The organism is Mesorhizobium sp. M0317, from assembly GCF_040321555.1.
GTDB lineage: Bacteria > Pseudomonadota > Alphaproteobacteria > Rhizobiales > Rhizobiaceae > Mesorhizobium.
The window spans coordinates 56,696-75,699 of the sequence record NZ_JAMYRV010000009.1; the positions used below are offsets into that span (position 1 = coordinate 56,696).

At 65.0% G+C, this 19,004-nt stretch carries 18 protein-coding genes; 11 read left to right on the forward strand and 7 right to left on the reverse strand.

Annotated elements, in window-relative coordinates:
* The first annotated feature begins 35 nt into the window (after window positions 1-35).
* A complete protein-coding gene (locus tag NKI88_RS09755; RefSeq protein ID WP_352654868.1) occupies window positions 36-2,003 on the forward strand; it encodes a glycoside hydrolase family 127 protein in 1,968 nt (655 codons plus the stop codon).
* A 1-nt stretch (window position 2,004) separates the two neighbouring features.
* On the opposite strand, the gene NKI88_RS09760 is transcribed toward NKI88_RS09755, so the two are convergent.
* The 3 genes from NKI88_RS09760 to efp all read right to left on the reverse strand — a co-directional run bounded on the left by NKI88_RS09760 (window position 2,005) and on the right by efp (window position 4,933).
* Window positions 2,005-2,805, reverse strand: a complete 801-nt coding sequence (locus NKI88_RS09760; protein ID WP_023671569.1) for an endonuclease/exonuclease/phosphatase family protein — start codon at window positions 2,803-2,805, stop codon at window positions 2,005-2,007.
* A gap of 26 nt (window positions 2,806-2,831) precedes the next feature.
* The gene (locus NKI88_RS09765) at window positions 2,832-4,292 is read right to left on the reverse strand and encodes a phospholipase D-like domain-containing protein (RefSeq protein WP_352654870.1); all 1,461 of its coding nucleotides are present in this window, start codon (window positions 4,290-4,292) and stop codon (window positions 2,832-2,834) included.
* A gap of 71 nt (window positions 4,293-4,363) precedes the next feature.
* On the reverse strand, window positions 4,364-4,933 hold the full coding sequence (efp, locus tag NKI88_RS09770) for an elongation factor P (protein ID WP_023682947.1): 570 nt from the start codon (window positions 4,931-4,933) through the stop codon (window positions 4,364-4,366).
* A 129-nt stretch (window positions 4,934-5,062) separates the two neighbouring features.
* Between efp and epmA the strand changes: the two genes are divergently transcribed.
* The 7 genes from epmA to lpxK all read left to right on the forward strand — a co-directional run bounded on the left by epmA (window position 5,063) and on the right by lpxK (window position 11,892).
* A complete protein-coding gene (gene epmA, locus NKI88_RS09775) occupies window positions 5,063-6,109 on the forward strand; it encodes an EF-P lysine aminoacylase EpmA (RefSeq protein ID WP_023745485.1) in 1,047 nt (348 codons plus the stop codon).
* A 196-nt stretch (window positions 6,110-6,305) separates the two neighbouring features.
* The gene (locus NKI88_RS09780) at window positions 6,306-7,649 is read left to right on the forward strand and encodes a TldD/PmbA family protein (RefSeq protein ID WP_031194038.1); all 1,344 of its coding nucleotides are present in this window, start codon (window positions 6,306-6,308) and stop codon (window positions 7,647-7,649) included.
* Window positions 7,636-8,442, forward strand: coding sequence for a 3'(2'),5'-bisphosphate nucleotidase CysQ (locus tag NKI88_RS09785; protein WP_023671574.1), 807 nt, complete (start codon window positions 7,636-7,638; stop codon window positions 8,440-8,442). The genes NKI88_RS09780 and NKI88_RS09785 overlap by 14 nt, the downstream gene beginning before the upstream one ends.
* Window positions 8,443-8,510: 68 nt before the next feature.
* Complete coding sequence (locus NKI88_RS09790) at window positions 8,511-8,756, forward strand: DUF4170 domain-containing protein (protein ID WP_023671575.1); 246 nt, start codon at window positions 8,511-8,513, stop codon at window positions 8,754-8,756.
* A gap of 5 nt (window positions 8,757-8,761) precedes the next feature.
* Window positions 8,762-9,550: a lysophospholipid acyltransferase family protein gene (locus tag NKI88_RS09795; RefSeq protein WP_023671576.1), complete on the forward strand. Its 789-nt coding sequence runs from the start codon at window positions 8,762-8,764 to the stop codon at window positions 9,548-9,550.
* Complete coding sequence (waaA, locus tag NKI88_RS09800) at window positions 9,547-10,863, forward strand: lipid IV(A) 3-deoxy-D-manno-octulosonic acid transferase (RefSeq protein ID WP_023671577.1); 1,317 nt, start codon at window positions 9,547-9,549, stop codon at window positions 10,861-10,863. The genes NKI88_RS09795 and waaA overlap by 4 nt, the downstream gene beginning before the upstream one ends.
* Window positions 10,864-11,892, forward strand: coding sequence for a tetraacyldisaccharide 4'-kinase (lpxK, locus tag NKI88_RS09805; protein WP_023753739.1), 1,029 nt, complete (start codon window positions 10,864-10,866; stop codon window positions 11,890-11,892). It begins immediately after the preceding gene.
* A 230-nt stretch (window positions 11,893-12,122) separates the two neighbouring features.
* Here lpxK and NKI88_RS09810 read toward each other — a convergent pair whose 3' ends face one another.
* Window positions 12,123-12,356 carry a DUF2093 domain-containing protein gene (locus tag NKI88_RS09810; RefSeq protein ID WP_023694434.1) on the reverse strand — a complete coding sequence of 78 codons (234 nt, stop codon included), beginning with the start codon at window positions 12,354-12,356 and terminating at the stop codon, window positions 12,123-12,125.
* A gap of 112 nt (window positions 12,357-12,468) precedes the next feature.
* Between NKI88_RS09810 and NKI88_RS09815 the strand changes: the two genes are divergently transcribed.
* Complete coding sequence (locus tag NKI88_RS09815; RefSeq protein ID WP_352654873.1) at window positions 12,469-13,074, forward strand: hypothetical protein; 606 nt, start codon at window positions 12,469-12,471, stop codon at window positions 13,072-13,074.
* A gap of 17 nt (window positions 13,075-13,091) precedes the next feature.
* On the opposite strand, the gene NKI88_RS09820 is transcribed toward NKI88_RS09815, so the two are convergent.
* Window positions 13,092-14,018: a LysR substrate-binding domain-containing protein gene (locus tag NKI88_RS09820; RefSeq protein WP_023734233.1), complete on the reverse strand. Its 927-nt coding sequence runs from the start codon at window positions 14,016-14,018 to the stop codon at window positions 13,092-13,094.
* Between the two features lie 92 nt (window positions 14,019-14,110).
* Here NKI88_RS09820 and NKI88_RS09825 point away from each other — a divergent pair, with 92 nt between their 5' ends.
* Both NKI88_RS09825 and NKI88_RS09830 read left to right on the forward strand, forming a co-directional pair.
* Window positions 14,111-15,004 (forward strand): DMT family transporter, encoded by an 894-nt coding sequence (locus NKI88_RS09825; RefSeq protein ID WP_023753737.1) that lies wholly within the window; start codon window positions 14,111-14,113, stop codon window positions 15,002-15,004.
* Window positions 15,005-15,084: 80 nt separating this feature from the next.
* Entirely contained in the window at window positions 15,085-15,876 is a 792-nt protein-coding gene (locus tag NKI88_RS09830) for a hypothetical protein (protein ID WP_156933766.1), read from the forward strand.
* A 25-nt stretch (window positions 15,877-15,901) separates the two neighbouring features.
* Here the strand turns inward: NKI88_RS09830 and mutL are convergent, their stop codons facing one another.
* Together mutL and NKI88_RS09840 are read right to left on the reverse strand one after the other, a co-directional pair.
* Window positions 15,902-17,755, reverse strand: coding sequence for a DNA mismatch repair endonuclease MutL (gene mutL / locus NKI88_RS09835; RefSeq protein ID WP_352654876.1), 1,854 nt, complete (start codon window positions 17,753-17,755; stop codon window positions 15,902-15,904).
* A 274-nt stretch (window positions 17,756-18,029) separates the two neighbouring features.
* On the reverse strand, window positions 18,030-18,932 hold the full coding sequence (locus tag NKI88_RS09840; RefSeq protein ID WP_352654878.1) for a LysR substrate-binding domain-containing protein: 903 nt from the start codon (window positions 18,930-18,932) through the stop codon (window positions 18,030-18,032).
* Between the last annotated feature and the right edge of the window lie 72 nt (window positions 18,933-19,004).

Sequence of the window (19,004 nt, forward strand, 5' to 3'; positions counted from 1 at the left end):
GCCGTGAAATGACCAATATCCAACGGAGTGACACGATGACCGCCAAACCATCCGCCAAGCCCGGCAAACTCGCCTTCCGCCCACTGCCGGTGCCGCAGGTCGATGTCCGCGGCTTCTGGGGCGACCGCGTCGATGCCGTGGCGTCGCGCACCGCCGACATCCTGTACGAGCGCTGCGTCGAAGCGCGCATGCTGGAGCAGATCGACCCGGACCGGCCCTCGCCGGGCGTCGTCATTCCGTTCCATTCGCCGTCGCCCGACGAGGCGGCCAGCCCCGGCTTCACCGGCTCGACGGTGACGACGCAGATGTTCTGGGACTCCGATTGGGGCAAGACCATCGAGACCGCGGCCTATTCGCTCTACCGGCGCAAGAACGCGGCACTCGAGACGAAGATCGACGCCGTCATCGACCTCTACGGCAGACTGCAGCAGGAAGACGGTTATCTCTCCAGCTGGTACCAGCGCATCCAGCCCGGGAAGCGCTGGACCAATCTGCGCGATTGCCACGAGCTCTATTGCGCCGGCCATCTGATCGAAGGCGCGGTCGCCTACTACCAGGCCACCGGCAAGCGCAAGCTGCTGGATATCATGTGCCGCTATGTCGACCATATCGCCGACACCTTCGGTCCGGAGCCGGGCAAGAAGAAGGGCTATTGCGGCCATGAGGAGATCGAGCTGGCGCTGGTCAAGCTGGCGCGGGCGACCGGCGAGCAGAAATACATGGACCTGGCCAGGTATTTCATCGACCAGCGCGGGCAACAGCCGCATTATTTCGACGAGGAGGCGCGTGCGCGCGGCGCCGACCCGAAGGCCTATCATTTCAAGACTTATGAGTACAACCAGTCGCACAAGCCGGTGCGCGAGCAGGACAAGGTCGTCGGCCATGCGGTCAGGGCGATGTACCTCTATTCCGGCATGGCCGACATCGCCACCGAATATGGCGACGATACGCTCAGGGTAGCGCTCGACCGGCTCTGGAACGATCTCACCACCAAGAACCTCTATGTCACCGGCGGCCTCGGGCCATCGGCGCACAATGAGGGCTTTACCAGCGACTACGACCTGCCCAACGAAACCGCCTATGCCGAGACCTGTGCCTCGGTCGGCCTCGTGTTCTGGGCCAGCCGCATGCTCGGCATGGGTCCCAACGCCCGCTACGCCGACATGATGGAGCGGGCACTCTACAACGGCTCGATCTCCGGCCTGTCGCTCGACGGCTCGCTGTTCTTCTACGAGAACCCGTTGGAGAGCCGGGGCAGGCACAATCGCTGGAAATGGCATCGCTGCCCCTGTTGCCCGCCCAATATCGGCCGCATGGTCGCCTCCATCGGCAGCTATTTCTACTCCCTGTCGGATGATGCGCTGGCCGTCCATCTCTACGGCGACAGCACCGCGCGCTTCGATATATCGAACCGGGCGGTCAGTCTGATTCAGACCAGCAATTATCCTTGGGATGGCGCGGTCTCGATCCGGATCGAAGCCGAAGCGCCGGTCGAGTTCACCTTGCACCTGCGCGTCCCCTCCTGGTGCGGCAAGGCGGCGCTCAAGATCAACGGCGCCGCGGTCGATCTGGACGGCATCACCAGCGACGGCTATGCCGCGATCCGGCGCGAGTGGCGCCAGGGCGACCGGGTCGAACTCGATCTCGAAATGTCGATCGCTCGTCTGTTCGCCAATCCGGAGGTGCGTCAGGACATCGGCCGCGTCGCACTTGCGCGCGGTCCGCTGATCTATTGCGTCGAGGAGACCGACAATGCCGGCCAGTTGCATCGGATCGCTCTGCCGCGAACGGCAAAAATCCAGGCGCATGCCGAGCCGAACCTGCTCGGCGGCATCGTCACGCTTTCGGCACTTGCCAGCAAGGAAGCCCAGGAAAACTGGGAAACCGGGCTCTATCGCACCGATCCGCCGGCGGTGAGCGAGACGAAAATCACCGCCGTCCCGTACTTTGCCTGGGACAACCGTGAACCCGGTGAGATGCTGGTCTGGCTGCGGGACGGATGAGTTACAGGCTGACGAACGCCGTCAGCGGCAAATGATCCGACGCAACCCGCGACAGCGGCGTGTCATGGGCTTCCACCGACGAGACCATGCCGTGCCGGTTGGCCATGATCCGGTCGAGCGCCAGCACCGGCAGGCCTGAGGGGAAAGTCGGCACCGCCGCCGGCGTGAAACCAAAGGTGGCGTGCAGCGTCTTGAGCGCCGAGCGGTTGCCCAGCCGCCATTCGTTGAGGTCGCCGAGCAGCAAGGTCGGCCTTTCATCCTGGTTGCTCATGATGTCGAGCACGACGCGGGCCTGCTCCGAACGCGAGCGGCGCAACAGGCCGAGATGCGCGGCGATGACGCGCAGAGTGCGCGTTTCGTCGAGGTCGATCTCGGCAACCAGCGCGCCGCGGGGCTCCAGTCCCGGAAGCTTGATCTGATGGACGTCGCGCACGGTGCCGCGCTTGAACAAAAGCACATTGCCGCGCCAGCCATGGCCCTTGCCGCTTCCGGAAACCGGCACCGGCACAAGCCCGGTTTCGTGTTCGATCCGGGCAAGATCGAGCAGCCCGGCGCGATCGCCGAAGCGGTTGTCGGCCTCCTGCAGCGCGATGACGTCGGGGCCGATCTCGCGGATGACGCGGGCGGTGCGTTCGGGGTCGAACCTGCGGTCGGTGCCGATGCATTTGTGGACGTTGTAGGAGGCGACCACCATCTGGGCGCCTTCAATGTGCTTGCGCGGCGTCGCGTTCGCCTTGCGCGCTTTCCTGCCGCGGATCGACAGGAGCACGGTTTCAGGAAGGCTGCGTCCGTTTATGTCCATAGGCCTGCGTTCAATCTGTCCTGATTCTAAAGATAGGGCGATCCCAGCCATAACAACCGGTCAAAAACCCGGATGACAAATGGCCGCGCTCTTAGGGTTGCGAGTGTGACGGGTTTGGCGGAAGCGATTGCCGCTCCGATGCGCCCCTCGATCTCGGCGGCAAAGCCGGTATCCAGCACCTCCAGGTCGATTTCGAAATTCAGCCGCAGCGACCGGGCGTCGAGGTTGGAGGAGCCGACATAGGCCCACACGCCATCGACCGACAACAGCTTCGAATGGTCGAACGACCCTTCATGGCGCCAGACGCGGCAATAGTGCTTCAGCACCTGGTCGTACTGCGCCGTCATGGCGCGGCCGACCAGGAAGAGATTGTTGACCGCGGGCACGACGATGTCGATCTCGACGCCGCGCCGGGCAGCCGTGACCAGCGCGCTGACAAATTCCCGGTCCGGCAGGAAATAGGGCGACATGATGCGGATCGATTTGCGGGCGACGGAAAATGCCCCCGTCAGCAATTTGTGGTTGGTTTCGATGCTGGCGTCCGGCCCCGACGCCACCGCCCGCACCAGGATCGGCTGACCGGGAGGCGGCGAGGGCTTTGCCACGTGCCAGACCTCGTCCTTGAGGGCCTCGTTGCCGGCAAAACGCCAGTCCTCGGCGGCAACCGCGAACAGGTCGGCCACGACCGGCCCCGTGACCTGGAAATGCGTATCCGCCGAGCTGGCAGTGCCAGCGAATTCAGCCGAGAACCCCTTGCGGATGTTCATGCCTCCGGTGAATGCCACCGCGCCGTCGACGATCAGGATTTTCCTGTGCGTCCTCAAATTCGCATAGGGAAGTCTCAGGCCCATGACGATGTTGCCGTTGAACAGATCGACGGTGACGCCGGCTTCCCGGAGTGTCCCAAGAATGCTGGGCACGGAATAGCGCACGCCCACCGCATCGATCAGCACGCGAACCGTCACGCCGCGCCGGACCGCTCCGGCCAGCGATCCGACAAAACGTCGTCCGATCTCGTCATTGTCGAAGATGTAGGTCTCGAGCAGAATGCTGCGCCGTGCGCCGTCGATCGCCCCGCACATTGCCGCGTAGGCTTCGTCGCCGGTCCTCAGGATGGTGATTGCATTTCCCGAAAGCAGGCCGCGCCGCGCCACCCTGTCGCCTAGCGTCTTCAGGCCGGCAAAGCGCTGGCCGAATTCGGCTGAGATGAGTGTTTCGAGCGCAATGTCGTGGTCGTGTTTGGCTGTCTCGGCTTCACCGGCGACGGGCCGCATGGCGCTGATCGTGGCGCGGCGGATGCGGTTGATGCCGGCAATGGCATAGATGATCGCGCCAAGGAACGGCGACAAGATCATCACGCCGACCCAGCCGGTGGCGGCGCGCACGTCTTCCTTGGTCATGATTGCGTGGACGATGCCGATGGCGGCCATCAGCATCGGAATGATCACAAGGATCAGAGGCCAGTAGGTCACAAAGGTCTGCCACATCGGCAGGACTATCGAGCCAGCGGCCGCAGAAGGCAATGCAACGGATCAACCAGGACGGAGGCGCTCGCGCCTCAGTCCTTCGCCCGCTCCACATAAGCGCCATCGGCCGTCATCACCACCACGCGGGTACCCGGCGCGATGTGCGGCGGCACCAGCGTGCGCACGCCGTTGGAAAGCACGGCCGGCTTGTATGACGAGGACGCCGTCTGGCCTTTGGTCGTCGGCTCCGTCTCGACCACTTCGAAAGTAGCGCGCTGCGGCAGCACCAGGGCTATGGCGATGCCGTTGAACTGCGAAATCTGCACCGCCATGCCTTCGAGCAGGTAGGGCGCCATGTCGCCGACCACGCTTTCCGGCACCGCGACCTGGTCGTAGCTTTCCGGGTTCATGAAGTGATACCCCTCGGCGTCGGCGTAGAGGAAGGTGTGCTCGCGCTCCTCGACATAGGCGCGCTCGACCTGCTCGGTGGTGCGGTAGCGCTCCGAAACCTTCACCCCGTCGGAGATGCGGCGCATGTCGAGCTGGGTGACCGGCGTACCCTTGCCAGGGTGGATGTTTTCGGCAAAGAGGATCACGTAAAGCTTGCCGTCCTTGTCGACGACATTGCCTTTACGGAGCGAACTGGCGATGACCTTCACCACGGTTTTCAATCCTAGACTTCGTTGGCCTGAAACGATCGTTCGGCGCAAATCGGCTGCGAGAGCCGTCGCCGTAGCGCATCTTGGCCCGAACCGCCAGCCCTGTCAGCAATTCCGTTGCCCGGCAAACCCATGACTGGCGCTTCGCCCTGGTGGACGCCGGATGTTCACGCCGACCGCCGGCCGCGGCTGATGGCGCGTAACGCCATAGCTGCCGCAATGCGCAGCTGGTTTGGCGAGCGCGACTTCATCGAGGTCGAGACGGCGGCGCTGCAGATATCACCGGGCAATGAGGCGCATCTCTCCGCCTTTGCCACCGAGGCTATCGGCGCCGACGGTGCGCGCCGGCCGCTTTACCTCCACACCTCACCGGAATTCGCCTGCAAGAAGCTGCTTGCCGCCGGCGAACGGCGCATCTTCAGCCTGGGCGCCGTCTGGCGCAACCGCGAGCGCGGTCCTTTGCATCACCCGGAGTTCACCATGCTCGAATGGTACCGAGTCGGCGAAACCTATGAGAGCCTGATGGCTGATTGCGCCGAACTGCTGAAGCTCGCGGCTGAGCGGGCCGGCGCCAAAACCTTCCGCTTTCGCGGCCGCGAGGCCGATCCGTTTGCCGAGCCGGAACGCGTGAGCGTGGCGGAAGCTTTTGCGCGTTACGCCGGCATCGATCTTCTTGCCACCGTTTCTGCCGATGGCGGCACAGACCGCGCCGCACTTCATGATGCTCTGGTCAAGGCCGGCCTGCGCACGGCCGACGATGACAACTGGGCCGATTTGTTCAGCCGCGTGATGGTGGAAAAGGTCGAACCGATGCTGGGGCAGGGGCGGGCCACAATCCTCTATGGCTATCCGATCTCCGAGGCCGCCTTGGCCCGGCCGAGCGCGGAGGACCAGCGCGTGGCCGAGCGCTTCGAGCTCTATTGCTGCGGCGTCGAGCTCGCCAATGCTTTTGGCGAACTGACCGATCCGGCCGAGCAGCGCCGGCGCTTTGCCGCCGAGATGGACGAGAAGGAGCGCGTCTATGGCGAGCGCTATCCGCTGGATGAGGATTTTCTCGCCGCCCTCGCCATCATGCCGCAAGCCAGCGGCTCGGCGCTTGGCTTCGACCGGCTGGTGATGCTGGCAACGGGCGCGACGAGGATCGATGACGTGATCTGGACGCCGGTCGCCACTCCTTGACGGAATCGGCCTCGGTTAAACTCACAAACCGGTCAAGCCGCGCGTCTGTGGCGCCGCCGCGGATGGCTTTGCGGGCCGCTTGGGCGCTATGCCGCAGCGGGACAATTGCCCGTGCGCCATTGCACAAGCCGCATTGGGACAATAGATGGTGCAGCAGCCGCTACCGCCCGGCGCGGCTTCAGCCAGGACCACGCGCATGACCGATACATCAGAGGCAGCGAAATTGACCGACCGCGTCGCGGCACTGGTCGAGGCTGCCAAGCGGGCCGGCGCCGACGCCGCCGACGCGGTTGCCGTGCGCGGCCGTTCGATCGGCGTGTCGGTGCGGCTGGGAAAGGTCGAGCACACCGAAGCGTCCGAGGGCGACGATGTCTCGCTGCGCGTCTTCGTCGGCAACCGGGTGGCGAGCGTCTCGGCGACGGCGGCATCGGACCCCAAGGCGCTGGCTGAGCGCGCCGTGGCCATGGCCAAAGTCTCGCCCGAGGACCCCTATCAGGGTCTCGCCGATCCGGCTTTGCTGGTTGGCAAGGTGCGCGACCTCGATCTGTTCGACGCCACCGAGGTTTCGGCCGATCAGTTGAAGGAAGCGGCCCTTGCCGCCGAGGAAGCGGCCCTTGCAGTCAAGGGTGTCACCAATTCGGCCGGCAGCGGCGCCAGCGCAGGCCTCGGCGGGCTGGTGCTTGCCACGTCGAACGGCTTCGTCGGCCACTATGTCGCGTCGCGCTTTTCGCGTTCGGCCAGCGTGATTGCGGGTGAAGGCACCGGCATGGAGCGCGACTACGAATACTCTTCGAACCAGCATTTTTCCGATCTGGACGCACCGGAATTGATCGGCCGCAAGGCCGGCGAGCGCGCCGTGCGCCGCCTCGGCGCCCGCAAGGCGGCGACCGGTCCGGTCAACGTGGTGTTCGATCCGCGCGTCGCGCGCGGCATTGCCGGTCATCTCGCCGGCGCCATCAACGGCGCTTCGGTGGCGCGCAAGACCAGTTTTTTGCGCGAGATGATGGGCAAGCAGGTTGCGTCGGCTGCCATCACCGTCACCGACGAGCCGCTACGGCGTCGCGGCCAGGCCTCGCGCCCGTTCGACGGCGAAGGCGTCGAGGGCGAAAAGCTGTTGATGGTCGAGAACGGCGTGCTGAAGCACTGGTTCCTGTCGACGTCCGCCGCGCGGGAATTGGGGCTGACCACCAACGGACGCGGCGCGCGCAGCGGCTCGTCGGTATCGCCGTCTTCGACCAATCTCGCCATCGAGCCGGGCGACAGGACGCCGGAAGACCTGATCAGGTCGCTAAAATCCGGCTTTTATGTCACTGAAGTGTTCGGCCAGGGCGTCGACATGGTGACCGGCGAATACAGCCGTGGCGCATCCGGCTTCTGGATCGACAATGGTGAGCTTGCCTATCCGGTGGCCGAGGTGACCATCGCCTCGAATTTGAAGACGATGTTCCTCAATATGGTTCCGGCGAGCGATCTTGACCGCGATTTCGGCACTGCCGCACCGACGCTGCTGATCGAAGGAATGACCCTTGCCGGAGCGTGACCCGGTCATATCGGCCGGGGCCTCGGAAGACCTCGATCTGCTGCGCGACGCCGCCCGCGAGGCGGGCGCGATCGCCATGCGCTATTTCGGCAAGAACCCGCAAGTGTGGATGAAGGGCGGCACCTCGCCGGTCAGCGAAGCCGACCACGCGGCGGACGCCTATCTGCGCGAGACCCTGCTTGCGGCGCGGCCGGACTATGGCTGGCTATCAGAGGAAACGACTGACGATCCGGCGCGGCTTCTGGCGCGGCGCACCTTTGTCGTCGACCCCATAGACGGCACCCGCGGCTTCCTCGAAGGTCTGCGCTCCTGGTGCGTCAGCGTCGCCGTGGTCGAGAACGGCCGCACGCTCACCGGTGTGCTCGAATGTCCGGCCAAGGGCGAAACCTATTGGGCGTTGCCTGGCCATGGAGCTTTCCGCAACGGCAAGCCGATTGCCGTGCGCGGCCTGGGTAAGACGGTCGAGATCGGCGGGCTGAAGCAGTTGATCGACCTGATGCCGGCGCAATGGCAAAGCCGGGTGCGGCGCGCGGCGCACATTCCCTCTCTCGCCTACCGGCTGGCGATGGTCGCCAACGGCACGCTCGACGCAACCTTCGTCAAGCCCAACGCGCATGACTGGGATATCGCCGCCGCCGATCTCATCTTGCGCGAGGCTGGCGGCGCCGTGCTCGACGGCCATGGCCGCGCGCCGCTTTATGCCGGGGAGATCATCCGTCACGGCGCGCTGGTCGCCGGCAGCGGGCAGCTGCTGACCGTGCTTGCCGGCGTCATTGCCGATACGGAAGCGTGATCGAAGGTTCCAAAGTCGGCAGCTTTGGGCTAGACCTGTCGCAAACTCACAATATGTGAAGGACCGAAATGGCCGCGGAAGACGGAAAGAAACAGCTTTTGCACCTGGTGTTCGGCGGCGAGCTGAAGCAACTGGGAGGCACCGAGTTCCGCGATCTCGACGCGCTCGACATCGTTGGCGTCTATCCGGACTATCAAACCGCGCACACCGCGTGGAAGGCCAAGGCGCAAGCCAGCGTGGACAATGCCCATATGCGCTATTTCGTCGTCCATCTGCACCGGCTGCTCGACCCTGAAAGCAAGGCCGCCGGTTGACAGTGATGGAGCATGAAGCGGTGAAAGGGCAGCCCACCGGCGCCGCGGTCCGAAGAAGACGCGGCGGCAGTTCGAAGACGTTCTGGCGCAAGATCCGCGAGCCGTTGGCGCAGTCGCGAATCGTCAAGAGCATCATCGTCAGCCTGCTCGCCCAGTTCGTCCGCCTGGTGCGCCTGACCAACCGCGTGGTCGAAGGCTCGGCTAAATTTTCAGGCGGCGACTACGCCGAATTCGAACCCGGCATCATCGCGCTCTGGCATGGCCAGCATCTGCTGACCCCAGCCTATTATCCCAAGGGACGGCCGCTGGTCGCCATGGTCTCGCGCAGCGCCGACGCCGAACTCAACGCGCTGATGATCGAAAAATTCGGCATCGAGGCGGTGCGCGGCTCCGGCGGGCGTGAAAGCACGAAGCATCTCGACAAGGGCGGCGCCAAGGCGCTCATCGCCCTGAAAAAGTCACTCGTCGCCGGCAAGAACGTCGCCATGATCGCCGACATTCCCCACGGCACGCCGCGCGACGCGGGGCTTGGTATCGTTCTGCTGGCACGCCTTTCCGGCCGGCCGATCATGCCTGCCGCCATCGCCACCAGCCGCCGCAAGGTGCTGGAAAGAAGCTGGGACAAGACCACCATCAACCTGCCGTTCGGCCGCTCCTCGATCGTCATCGGAACGCCGGTTTTCGTGCCGGCCAATGCCGACGAGGCCGAAATGGAGCGCAAGCGCCAGGAAGTCACGGCCGCGCTCAATGCCGCGACCGCCGAGGCCTATCGGCTCGTGGACGGCAGGCCATGAGCGTCGGCTGGGCGCGCGCCTTCCTGGCGGCGTACCGCCTTGCCGGTGCCGCCGCCTATCCGCTGATGGGTCCCTATGTCGCCTGGCGCACATCGCAGGGCAAGGAAGACCGCAGCCGCAGCCGTGAGCGCTACGGCGTTGCCGGGCGGCCGCGCCCTGAAGGGCCGGTGATCTGGATCCATGCGGCAAGCGTCGGCGAGACCCTTGCGGTCGTGCCGCTGGTGCAAAGCATCCTCGACTACGGTGTCAACATCGTGCTGACGACGGGCACCGTCACTTCGGCGCAGGTTGCCGACGAACGGCTGGGCGACCGCATCATCCACCAATATGTTCCGCTCGACCTGAAGCCGGCCGTCAGCCGCTTTCTCGATCACTGGCGGCCGGACCTGGCGATCATCGCCGAATCCGAGATATGGCCGATGACCATCCTCGAGCTCGGCGCCCGACACGTGCCGCAGGTGCTGGTCAACGGCCGGCTGTCCGACCGTTCGTTCAAATCCTGGAAGAAGCGCGCCAACATCGCCGAGGCGCTGTTCGAGAACCTCGCACATGTCGTTGCCCAGTCGGATGTCGACGGCGAACGGTTTCGCGCGCTTGGCGCCCGGCCGGTCACCGTGTCCGGCAACCTCAAGGTCGACACCTTGCCGCCGCCCGTCGACGAACGGGCGCTGGCGACGCTGAAGCGCCAGATCGCCGGCCGCCCGACCTGGGCGGCAATTTCGACCCATGACGGCGAGGAGGTGGTCGCGGCGGAAGTCCACGCCACGCTCTACAAGCGCCACCATGGCCTGCTGACAATCATCGTCCCGCGCCATCCCGACCGCGCCGAAGCGCTGGCAGCACAGATTTCCGGCATGGGCCTGAAGCTGGCGCGGCGCAGCAAGGGGGACCGGATCACCGCCGACACCGATATCCTCCTTGGCGATACGATCGGCGAGATGGGGCTTTATCTCCGGCTGACGGAAATCGCCTTTGTCGGCCGCTCGCTGACCTCGGAAGGCGGCCAGAATCCGCTGGAGCCGGCCATGCTCGACACCGCTGTGCTGGCCGGCCGCAACGTCCAGAATTTTCGCGAGGCCTATCAGCGCCTGCTCGACAGTGGCGGCGCCAAGCTGGTGCGCGACCGCGACATGCTGGCCGGCGCCGTCAATTTCCTGCTGAGCAATGAAGTTGCGCGCCATGAGATGATGGCGGCCGGTGCCGCCACAGTCGACCAGATGCGCGGTGCGCTGGCGCACACGCTGAAGTCGCTCGAGCCTTATATCCAGCCATTGATCGTCAAGTCGCGCCTGAAGGGCGCCGACGGGCGATAGGTGGCGTCGGAAGCACCACCTTTCTGGTGGGAAGCGCCGGACTGGCGGGTCTTTGCGCTGTCGCCGCTATCAGCGGTCTATGGCATGGTCGCCGGCCGCCATATGCATCGGGCGATACGTGAAAAGATCGACGCGCCAGTGCTTTGCGTCGGCAACTTCACCGTCGGCGGCAGCGGCAAGACGCCGGTCGCCATCGCGCTGGCCAAGCAGGCCCGGCGCATGCAGCTCAATCCCGGATTCCTGTCGCGCGGCCATGGCGGCTCGTTCGCGCAGCCGCATGTCGTCGATGCCAGTCACGACGCTGCAAAGCATGTCGGCGACGAGCCGCTGCTTTTGGCCGAGCACGCGCCGGTTGCGGTGAGCCCCAACCGCGCTGCCGGCGCCAAGCTGCTCCTGGAAGCCCATGGTTGCGATTTCCTGATCATGGATGACGGTTTTCAGAGCGCGCGCATCCATATTGACTATGCGCTGGTCGTCGTCGACGCCCGCTACGGCATCGGCAACGGCCGCGTCATTCCGGGTGGACCGCTGAGAGCCAACATCGTCGACCAACTGGTGTTCACCGATGGGCTGTTGAAGATGGGCGAGGGCGCTGCCGCCGACAAGGTCGTGCGCCAGGCGGCGCGCGCCGGCCGGCCGATCTTCGAGGCGCATGCCGAGCCCGCCGCCAAGGAGCGGTTCGCCGGCCGGCGGTTCCTCGCCTTTGCCGGCATCGGTCACCCCGAAAAATTCTTCGAGACGCTGCGCGGCACGGGCGCGGAAGTGGCGCTGAGCCGGTCGTTTCCGGACCATCATTTTTATGCCCCCGACGAACTCGCCGAACTGGCGGCAACCGCGCGCCGTGAGGGACTGGGCCTCGTGACCACCGCCAAGGACGCAGCCCGGCTGCGCCACGGCGCTGCCCCGGCCGATTTCCTCGCTGAACTCGCCGTGCTGGAGATCGACGCCACGTTCGAACTCGACACTGTGCCGGAGCGCATCATCGACGAGACGCTGGATGCCTGGAGACAGCGGAAGCTGCGAGGGTAGGGCGTGCAGCGTCACGCGGAGATGCTGGCGGGACAGCACCCCCCTCTGGCCTGCCGGCCATCTCCCCCGCAAGGAGGGAGATCAGCAGCTTTGCCAATGGCGCTCATTCTGCAACGCTGTTGATTTGGCGAAAGCAAAGATGATCATCCAATCTCCCCCGTTGCGGGGGAGATGTCCGGCAGGACAGAGGGGGGTGTGAAGGAACGCGACCAACGGCTCTGTGCGCGCCTTTAACCCCGGCTGCGCAGGTCCGGATGCATCTCGATCTCGCGGCGCAGCGAGGCGGCGGCGCTGACATAGGGCTCCTGCCTGGCGACGCTCCAATATTTGAGCTCGTCCAGCGGAATGCTCTCGCCGGTCACCGCGCAGCGCACGAAGGCGCCGGGGCTGGTGACCTGGAAGTCGCCGTCGAGATAGCGGATACGGGCTTCCTTGCCGCCGGGGCCTTCGAAGCGGTTCATCATGGAGTGGTGCCAAGGTTCATGCTGATTTCATCGCCATAAATTGCCGGCAAGGTCAAGCTTGACGCAATGCTGAGGCGCTATTGTCGCTCCAAACCATTCTTATGGGACCGGTATGGACATTTCATCCGCCCGCCTGACCGCGCTGCTGCGTGAGGCCATGATGTTGGCAGCGTTGCCGTCGGCGAAGGCCGATCCGGCGAAAGCAGCACTTATAAAGGCGCTGGTGCAGCCGCCGACGCCGTCCGGCGCGCCTTTGCAGCAGGCAGCGGCGCCGGCGCTGCAGGCGCTGTTGTCCGCAGCCACCGCAAAGGGGCAGCAGACGGGTTCTGCCGAGGTCCTGCAAGCCTATCTGGCCCTTGCCGAACCTGGTGACGCCACGCCCGACGATACCGGGCCGACAACCGCTGCGATAGGCAAGGCGACGCCAGCCAACGACGATGCACAGCGCGGTCTGCCGCTGCCGCCGGCAAGGGCCGAAGATGGCGCTGCCGCAAAGCCCGCAGGACTGCCCTGGTTTGCGCTTCTCGCACCCGTGGTTTCGCCGCAGCGCCGCGCTGCCACCACCGATATGCCAATGAAGCGGGAGCAGGCGACGTCTGGGCCGAATGACGCGGCCCAGCCGCAAGGCCGAAAGCAGACGCGTGTCGGTCTGATGGCGCTGGCAACCGGGTTTCTGGCCGTCGCCATTGTCGGGCTAGCCCTGCTGGTGCTTCGCTGAGCACCGAACGATCGCCGCTATCGCTCGGCTTCGAGGAATGCTTCCATCTTGTCCATCGCCAGCCCCGCCTCGACAGCGATACGGCGTGAAAGTTCGGCGGCAGCCGTGCGTGGCCGCCCCAGCGGTCGGTCGAGCCAGTACGACACCGGGTTCAGCGCCGTGCGCTCGTCAACGGCGACGATGCGGCCTGCCTCCAACTGGTGTCCGGTCAGCGGTGGCCGCGCCAGCGCGATGCCGAGCCCGTAAGCTGCGGCGTCGAGCACCAGATTGTAGTCCTCGAAGCGGCGATCCTGCGGGCGCGGGCGGTAGTCCATCCCTTGCGCGGCAAACCAGGCACGCCAGCCGGAGGCGTCGGAATCGTTGATCAGTGGAAACCTCAGCAGCCGGGCCGGGTCGCCGCGGCCGATCTCGCGGGCAAGGCCGGGCGCGGCGACGGGAAAGACATGTTCCTCGAACAGCTTCACCGAGATGCGGCCCGGAATGCCGCCGCGGCCGCAGCGGACCGACAGGTCGATGCCTTCATCGGCAAGGTCGGCCTGGCGGATGTCGACGTCGAGGACGATGCGCAGCTTGGTGGGATTGTTCTCCAGCGCCGCCATGCGTGGCATCAGCCACAGCCCGCTGACGGAGGGTATCGAGGTCAGCCGCACCACGGCGGTGCCGCGCGGCTCGACCCAGCGGTCGGAATGGCTGGAGATCAGCGCAAAGGCTTCCGCCGTGCGCAGATGCAGGCGGTTGCCCTCGATGGTCAGCGAGACGCCGCGCGCGCCGCGGTCGAACACTTTCAAGCCCAGCCAGTCCTCCAGCTTGGCGATCTGCCGGCTGACGGCGCCGTGGGTGATGTTGAGCTTCTCGGCCGCGGCCGAAAAGCTCCCCGTTCGCGCCGCCGCATCGAAGGCGCGCAGGGTCTCGAGCGGCACCATTGTGTCTGAGCTGTGATCCATAGTCACAGGTGATCCTCGATTTGATCGTTTGTCAACGGCGCCGAAAAGGCGCTTTCTGCCTTTCAACACTCTGGGAACCCGAGGACAGGCAGATGAGCGCAACGACCAGCACGTCGAATCCGACACAGCGGATGGACACCACGGCGGCCATCGCCGTGGCGTTGACGGTGGTCGGCTGGGCCTCGGCCTTTCCGGCGATCCGTGCCGGCCTCGCCGCTTTCGGGCCGCTGGAACTCGGTGCGCTGCGCTTTGCCATTGCCGCGGTGCCGGCGGCGATCTTTCTTGCCGTCAAGCGCCCGGCGCTGCCGAGGCTCGACGAAGTGTGGCGCCTGGTCTTTGGCGGCGCCATCTTCGTCGCGCTCTACACTGTCATGCTCAATTTCGGCGAACTGACCGTGTCGGCGGGTGCCGCCGGTTTCATCATCAATGTCAGCCCGATCTTCACCGCCATCATGGCAATGGCATTGCTCGGCGAGCGCTTCTCAAGCTGGGCCTGGTTCGGCACGGCGATTTCTTTCGCCGGCATCGGCATCATCGCCGTGGCTGACGGTAATGGCTTGAGTTTCGACACCGGCACGCTGCTGGTTCTTGGCTCCGCGCTGTGCTCGGCCGTCAACACGATCGTCCAGAAGCCGCTCTTTGCCCGCCATCACCCGCTGACCATTTCGGCCTCCAACATGATCCTTGGCGCGCTTTGCCTGGCACCCTTTCTGCCAAGCGGCTTTGCGCAGGCCGCGGTCGCCAACACAGCCGGGATCGGCGCCGTGATCTTTCTTGGCATCGTGCCCAGCCTGATCGCCTATGCCGCATGGGCAACCGCTCTGTCGCGTCTTCCGGCAGCGCGCGCCTCGAACTTCCTCTATCTGGTCTCGCCCATGTCGGCCCTGATCGGCTTCTTCTGGCTGGGCGAAGTGCCGACGCTACTTGGTATCCTCGGCGGCGCCCTGGCGCTGGGCGGCGTGATCGTGGTGAATTTAAAGCTTTAAAACAAATTATTTGAGCTGTTTTCGGACTCAAACCGAGAACCGCTTCCATCAGAATGCAGACACCCAGAGGAAGGACAGCTATGGTACGCTGCCTTCACTGGGGGACGGAATGGGAAGACTGTTCATATCGGCAATTTTTTTGCGTTTTGCTGCTGACCGGGAAAGCCGCCGCGGGCTGGTATCAGGTCGAAAACTACGAAGGCTCCATCGGACCTAACCCCGTCCACCTATCGCTGCAGAGATATGACAGTTTCGGCAGCGGGATTACGGTCGAGGGGAGCTATTTCCACGACGCGAAGCAAAGCCCGATAGCGGTGTACGGCAAGATCAGTGGCACCAGCGTCTTCCTTTGCGAGATTGCGGACGACAGGGAGTTCGACCGGGTGCTGGTCATGGGATCGAAAACGCCCGTTGGCACCACCGGATGTCCGTTTTCTCTCGACCTTGGCGAAAGCGGCGCAACAGGGACTTGGAGCAAGGGCTCGGACAAGTTCCCGATCACGCTGAAGAAGGTCGCAAACCTCGACGATACCGGTGAGGCGAAGGTTGACGGCACCGTCGAGATTCCCTTCTGGGCGCAGACAGCAACCCACAGATTTGCCGGGGTCTACGAGAAAGCGGGCTTTCTCGTCTGCATGAATAAGCTGCGGGTCATCGATAAGAAGAAAAAGAAGGTCGTTCAGGCAATCGCTTTCGATGACGACGATTGCGATGCCGGCATGCTGATGACTCCCATCTACATGAATGTTCAAAAACAGGTTGGGAGAAGCTTCGAGATAATCTCCGTGAATTTTCGCGGCGGTAGCGCCGGTTACTCAAGGGATTACGTTTTCTCTCATAGGTTCAAGGATTATCGCCTGTTGGTGAATTGAGCGTGTGGCCTGACCTGGCTTGTGCTCACCGCCGCCCAAACAGCCGCTCTATGTCGGCGAGCTTGAGTTCGATATAGGTCGGGCGGCCGTGGTTGCAGGTGCCGGAGCCGGGAGTCGCCTCCATCTGTCGCAGCAGTGCGTTCATCTCCTCGGCCTTGAGCAGCCGGCCGGAGCGCACCGAGCCATGGCAGGCCATGGTGGCGGCGATCTTGTCCAGCCGCTCTTTCAGCGTCTCGACGGTATCGTTGTCGGCGATCTCGTCGGCAAGATCACGCACCAATTGCTGGACATTGGTTTCGCCGAGCATCGACGGCGTCTCGCGCACCGCCACCGCGCCGGGACCGAAACGCTCAATGCCAAGGCCGAACCGGGCCAGCGTTTCGGAATGCATGGCCAGCCGCTCGGCATCCTCTTCCGGCAGGTCGACGATCTCCGGCAAGAGCAGCATCTGCGAGGGCACCGCGCGCGAGTGCAGGGCATTCTTCAGCGCCTCGTAGACCAGCCGCTCATGCGCCGCGTGCTGGTCGACGATGACAAGCGAATCCCTGGTCTGGGCGACGATGTAGTTCTCGTGGACCTGCGCGCGGGCGGCGCCCAGCGCGGTGCCGAGCAGCGTCTCGGCCGGCTCGGCTAAGCCGGCACGCGCATCGGCGCTGGCGAGCGGACCGGCGTCGAATGCAGCCTGGTCGTTTTCGCGGAAGCCGGCGCCGTCAAATCCCATATCCAGCGGCCGCTGTGGCGAGCGGTCAAAGCCCGAAAAGCCCGAGGCCCGGTAGGCCGCGTCATAACTGCGATGACCGTTGGCAGGACCCGCATGGGCGTAGGAGGCGGCTCCCGGCCGGAACGCCGCCACCATCCCGGCGGCCCCGCTGGTGGCGGCGCGGATGCCGGCATTGGCCAGCACCTCGCGGATGGCGCCAACGATCAGCCCGCGCACCAGGCCGGGATCGCGGAAGCGAACATCGGCCTTGGCTGGGTGGACATTGACGTCGACGGTCGCCGGATCAAGCGTCAGGAACAGCACCGTGACAGCATGCCGGTCGCGCGGCAGCACGTCGGCGAAGGCGCCGCGAATGGCGCCGGCGATCAGCTTGTCGCGCACCGGACGGCCGTTGACATAGGCATATTGCTGCAGCGCGTTGGCGCGGGTGAAGGACGGGATCGAGACGTGGCCGGTCAAGTGCACGCCGTCCCGGCTGGCGTCGATAGCGATGGAATTGTCGGGAAACTCGGCGCCCATGACTTGCGCGACGCGGCGCAGGCTGCCTTCCGCCGTGTCGTCGGTCGCCGGCAATTCCAGCGTCGAGCGGTCCGAGCCGGCGAGCGTAAAGCGCACGGCGGGGAAGGCGATAGCGATGCGCTTGAGCACGTCGCTGGTGGCGGAGCTTTCTGCGCGCTCGCCCTTCATGAATTTGAGCCGGGCCGGCGTGGCGAAGAACAGGTCGCGCACCTCGACCGTGGTGCCGCGGTTGGCCGCCGCCGGTTTGACCGCCGAAACGCGGCCGCCTTCGATGGCGATCTCGGCTGCAGCGTCGCCTGCGGCCGTGCGCGAGCGAACCGACAGTCGCGACACCGAACCAATCGACGGCAATGCCTCGCCACGGAACCCGAGCGAGCGGATATCGCGAATGTTGTCGGCAAGTTTCGAGGTGCAGTGGCGCGCAATGGCCAGCGCCAGTTCCTGTTCGGGGATACCGGAGCCGTCATCGGTGACGCGGATCAGGTTCAGCCCGCCGCCGGCAGTGACGACCTCGACGCGGGAGGCGCCGGCGTCGAGCGCGTTTTCGACCAGTTCCTTCACCACGCTCGCCGGACGCTCGATGACTTCGCCGGCGGCGATCTGGTTGATCATCGTTTCGGAAAGCTGGCGAATGGGCATGGGGGTATTATAGGCGGATTCGAAGGGTGTGCGGAAGGCTTCAATGAATGCCGGACATTGGAGACGCCAGCGGGACAGCACCCCCCTCTGGCCTGCCGGCCATCTCCCCCGCAAGGAGGGAGATCAGATGTCACGACGGCTTTCGCCAATCTTCAATGCCTGAAGGGTGACGCGACATATGAACTGCCAATCTCCCCCCTTGCGGGGGAGATGTCCGGCAGGACAGAGGGGGGTGTGAAGGAACTCCGCGATAGTGACTACGCTGCAACCGATTTCAAGCCTGCGCCGCCAGCCAGTCCCTGACTTTCCGCGCATTCTCGCTCAGCTCACGGTTCTTAGGCCAAACCACGTAGAACGCCTTGCCGGTTCTCAGCACATGGTCGGTCACCGGCACCAGCAGCCCCGAAGCCAGGAGCCGTTCGGCCAGATGCCGCCAGCCGAGCGCGATGCCCTGGCCCTCCATGACGCCCTGGATCACGAGGCCGTAATCGTTGATGCGCAGGCCGCGCGCGCTGTTGTCGAGGCTGCCGCCCGCCGACTGGAACCATTCGTCCCAGCTAGCCGCCTCGCGGTAGGGCTCCTCAAGGTGGATCAGGCGATGCGTCGCCAGCTCCGCGACGCTCCTTGGCATGCCGAATTTCGCGAGATAGCTGGCGCCTACGACTGGAAAAATCTCCTCGTCGGCCAGCGGCAGCGAATGATAGTCGGCCCAGTCGCGCGGCTCGCCGCCGCGCACGGCGAGCGGGATGCCCTCGGCGATGATGTCGAGATCGCGGTCGGCGGTCTGGATGCGCAAGTCGATGCCCGGCAGTTCGTCGCGGAACTGCTGCAGCCGCGGCATCATCCAGAACGAGCCGAAGGCGGTCGACGCCGCCAGCGTGACATGACCGCCGGTCGCCTGCAGGCGCAGATCCTCCGCCGATTTGCGGATATGCGACAGGCCGAGTGAGACGTCGGCATGGAAGCGTTCGCCCGCTTCTGTCAGGACGACCTGGCGGTGGCGGCGCTGGAACAGCTGGGCGCCAAGCTGTTCCTCCAACCCGCGCACCGCATAGGAGACGGCGGCCTGCGTCATGCCAAGCTCGCGCCCGGCAGCGGTGAAGCTCGACAGCCGGCCCGCCGCCTCGAAGACGATCAGGCTGCCGGCCGAGGGCAAGAGGTGGCGCAGGCTTCGCATAAGCTGAGCTTATACAAGAGATCAGGATTTTCCAGCATCACATCCATATTTCCTCTCGCTAACTTGGTTGGA

What these genes read in the sequence shown, in the direction of transcription:
- NKI88_RS09755 (WP_352654868.1), top strand. Translation starts at nt 36, where the DNA reads ATGACCGCCAAACCATCCGCCAAGCCCGGCAAACTCGCCTTCCGCCCA.
- NKI88_RS09760 (WP_023671569.1), bottom strand. Translation starts at nt 2,805, where the DNA reads ATGGACATAAACGGACGCAGCCTTCCTGAAACCGTGCTCCTGTCGATC.
- NKI88_RS09765 (WP_352654870.1), bottom strand. Translation starts at nt 4,292, where the DNA reads ATGTGGCAGACCTTTGTGACCTACTGGCCTCTGATCCTTGTGATCATT.
- epmA (WP_023745485.1), top strand. Translation starts at nt 5,063, where the DNA reads ATGACTGGCGCTTCGCCCTGGTGGACGCCGGATGTTCACGCCGACCGC.
- NKI88_RS09780 (WP_031194038.1), top strand. Translation starts at nt 6,306, where the DNA reads ATGACCGATACATCAGAGGCAGCGAAATTGACCGACCGCGTCGCGGCA.
- NKI88_RS09790 (WP_023671575.1), top strand. Translation starts at nt 8,511, where the DNA reads ATGGCCGCGGAAGACGGAAAGAAACAGCTTTTGCACCTGGTGTTCGGC.
- NKI88_RS09795 (WP_023671576.1), top strand. Translation starts at nt 8,762, where the DNA reads ATGGAGCATGAAGCGGTGAAAGGGCAGCCCACCGGCGCCGCGGTCCGA.
- waaA (WP_023671577.1), top strand. Translation starts at nt 9,547, where the DNA reads ATGAGCGTCGGCTGGGCGCGCGCCTTCCTGGCGGCGTACCGCCTTGCC.
- NKI88_RS09810 (WP_023694434.1), bottom strand. Translation starts at nt 12,356, where the DNA reads ATGATGAACCGCTTCGAAGGCCCCGGCGGCAAGGAAGCCCGTATCCGC.
- NKI88_RS09815 (WP_352654873.1), top strand. Translation starts at nt 12,469, where the DNA reads ATGGACATTTCATCCGCCCGCCTGACCGCGCTGCTGCGTGAGGCCATG.
- NKI88_RS09820 (WP_023734233.1), bottom strand. Translation starts at nt 14,018, where the DNA reads ATGGATCACAGCTCAGACACAATGGTGCCGCTCGAGACCCTGCGCGCC.
- NKI88_RS09825 (WP_023753737.1), top strand. Translation starts at nt 14,111, where the DNA reads ATGAGCGCAACGACCAGCACGTCGAATCCGACACAGCGGATGGACACC.
- NKI88_RS09830 (WP_156933766.1), top strand. Translation starts at nt 15,085, where the DNA reads ATGGTACGCTGCCTTCACTGGGGGACGGAATGGGAAGACTGTTCATAT.
- mutL (WP_352654876.1), bottom strand. Translation starts at nt 17,755, where the DNA reads ATGCCCATTCGCCAGCTTTCCGAAACGATGATCAACCAGATCGCCGCC.
- NKI88_RS09840 (WP_352654878.1), bottom strand. Translation starts at nt 18,932, where the DNA reads ATGCGAAGCCTGCGCCACCTCTTGCCCTCGGCCGGCAGCCTGATCGTC.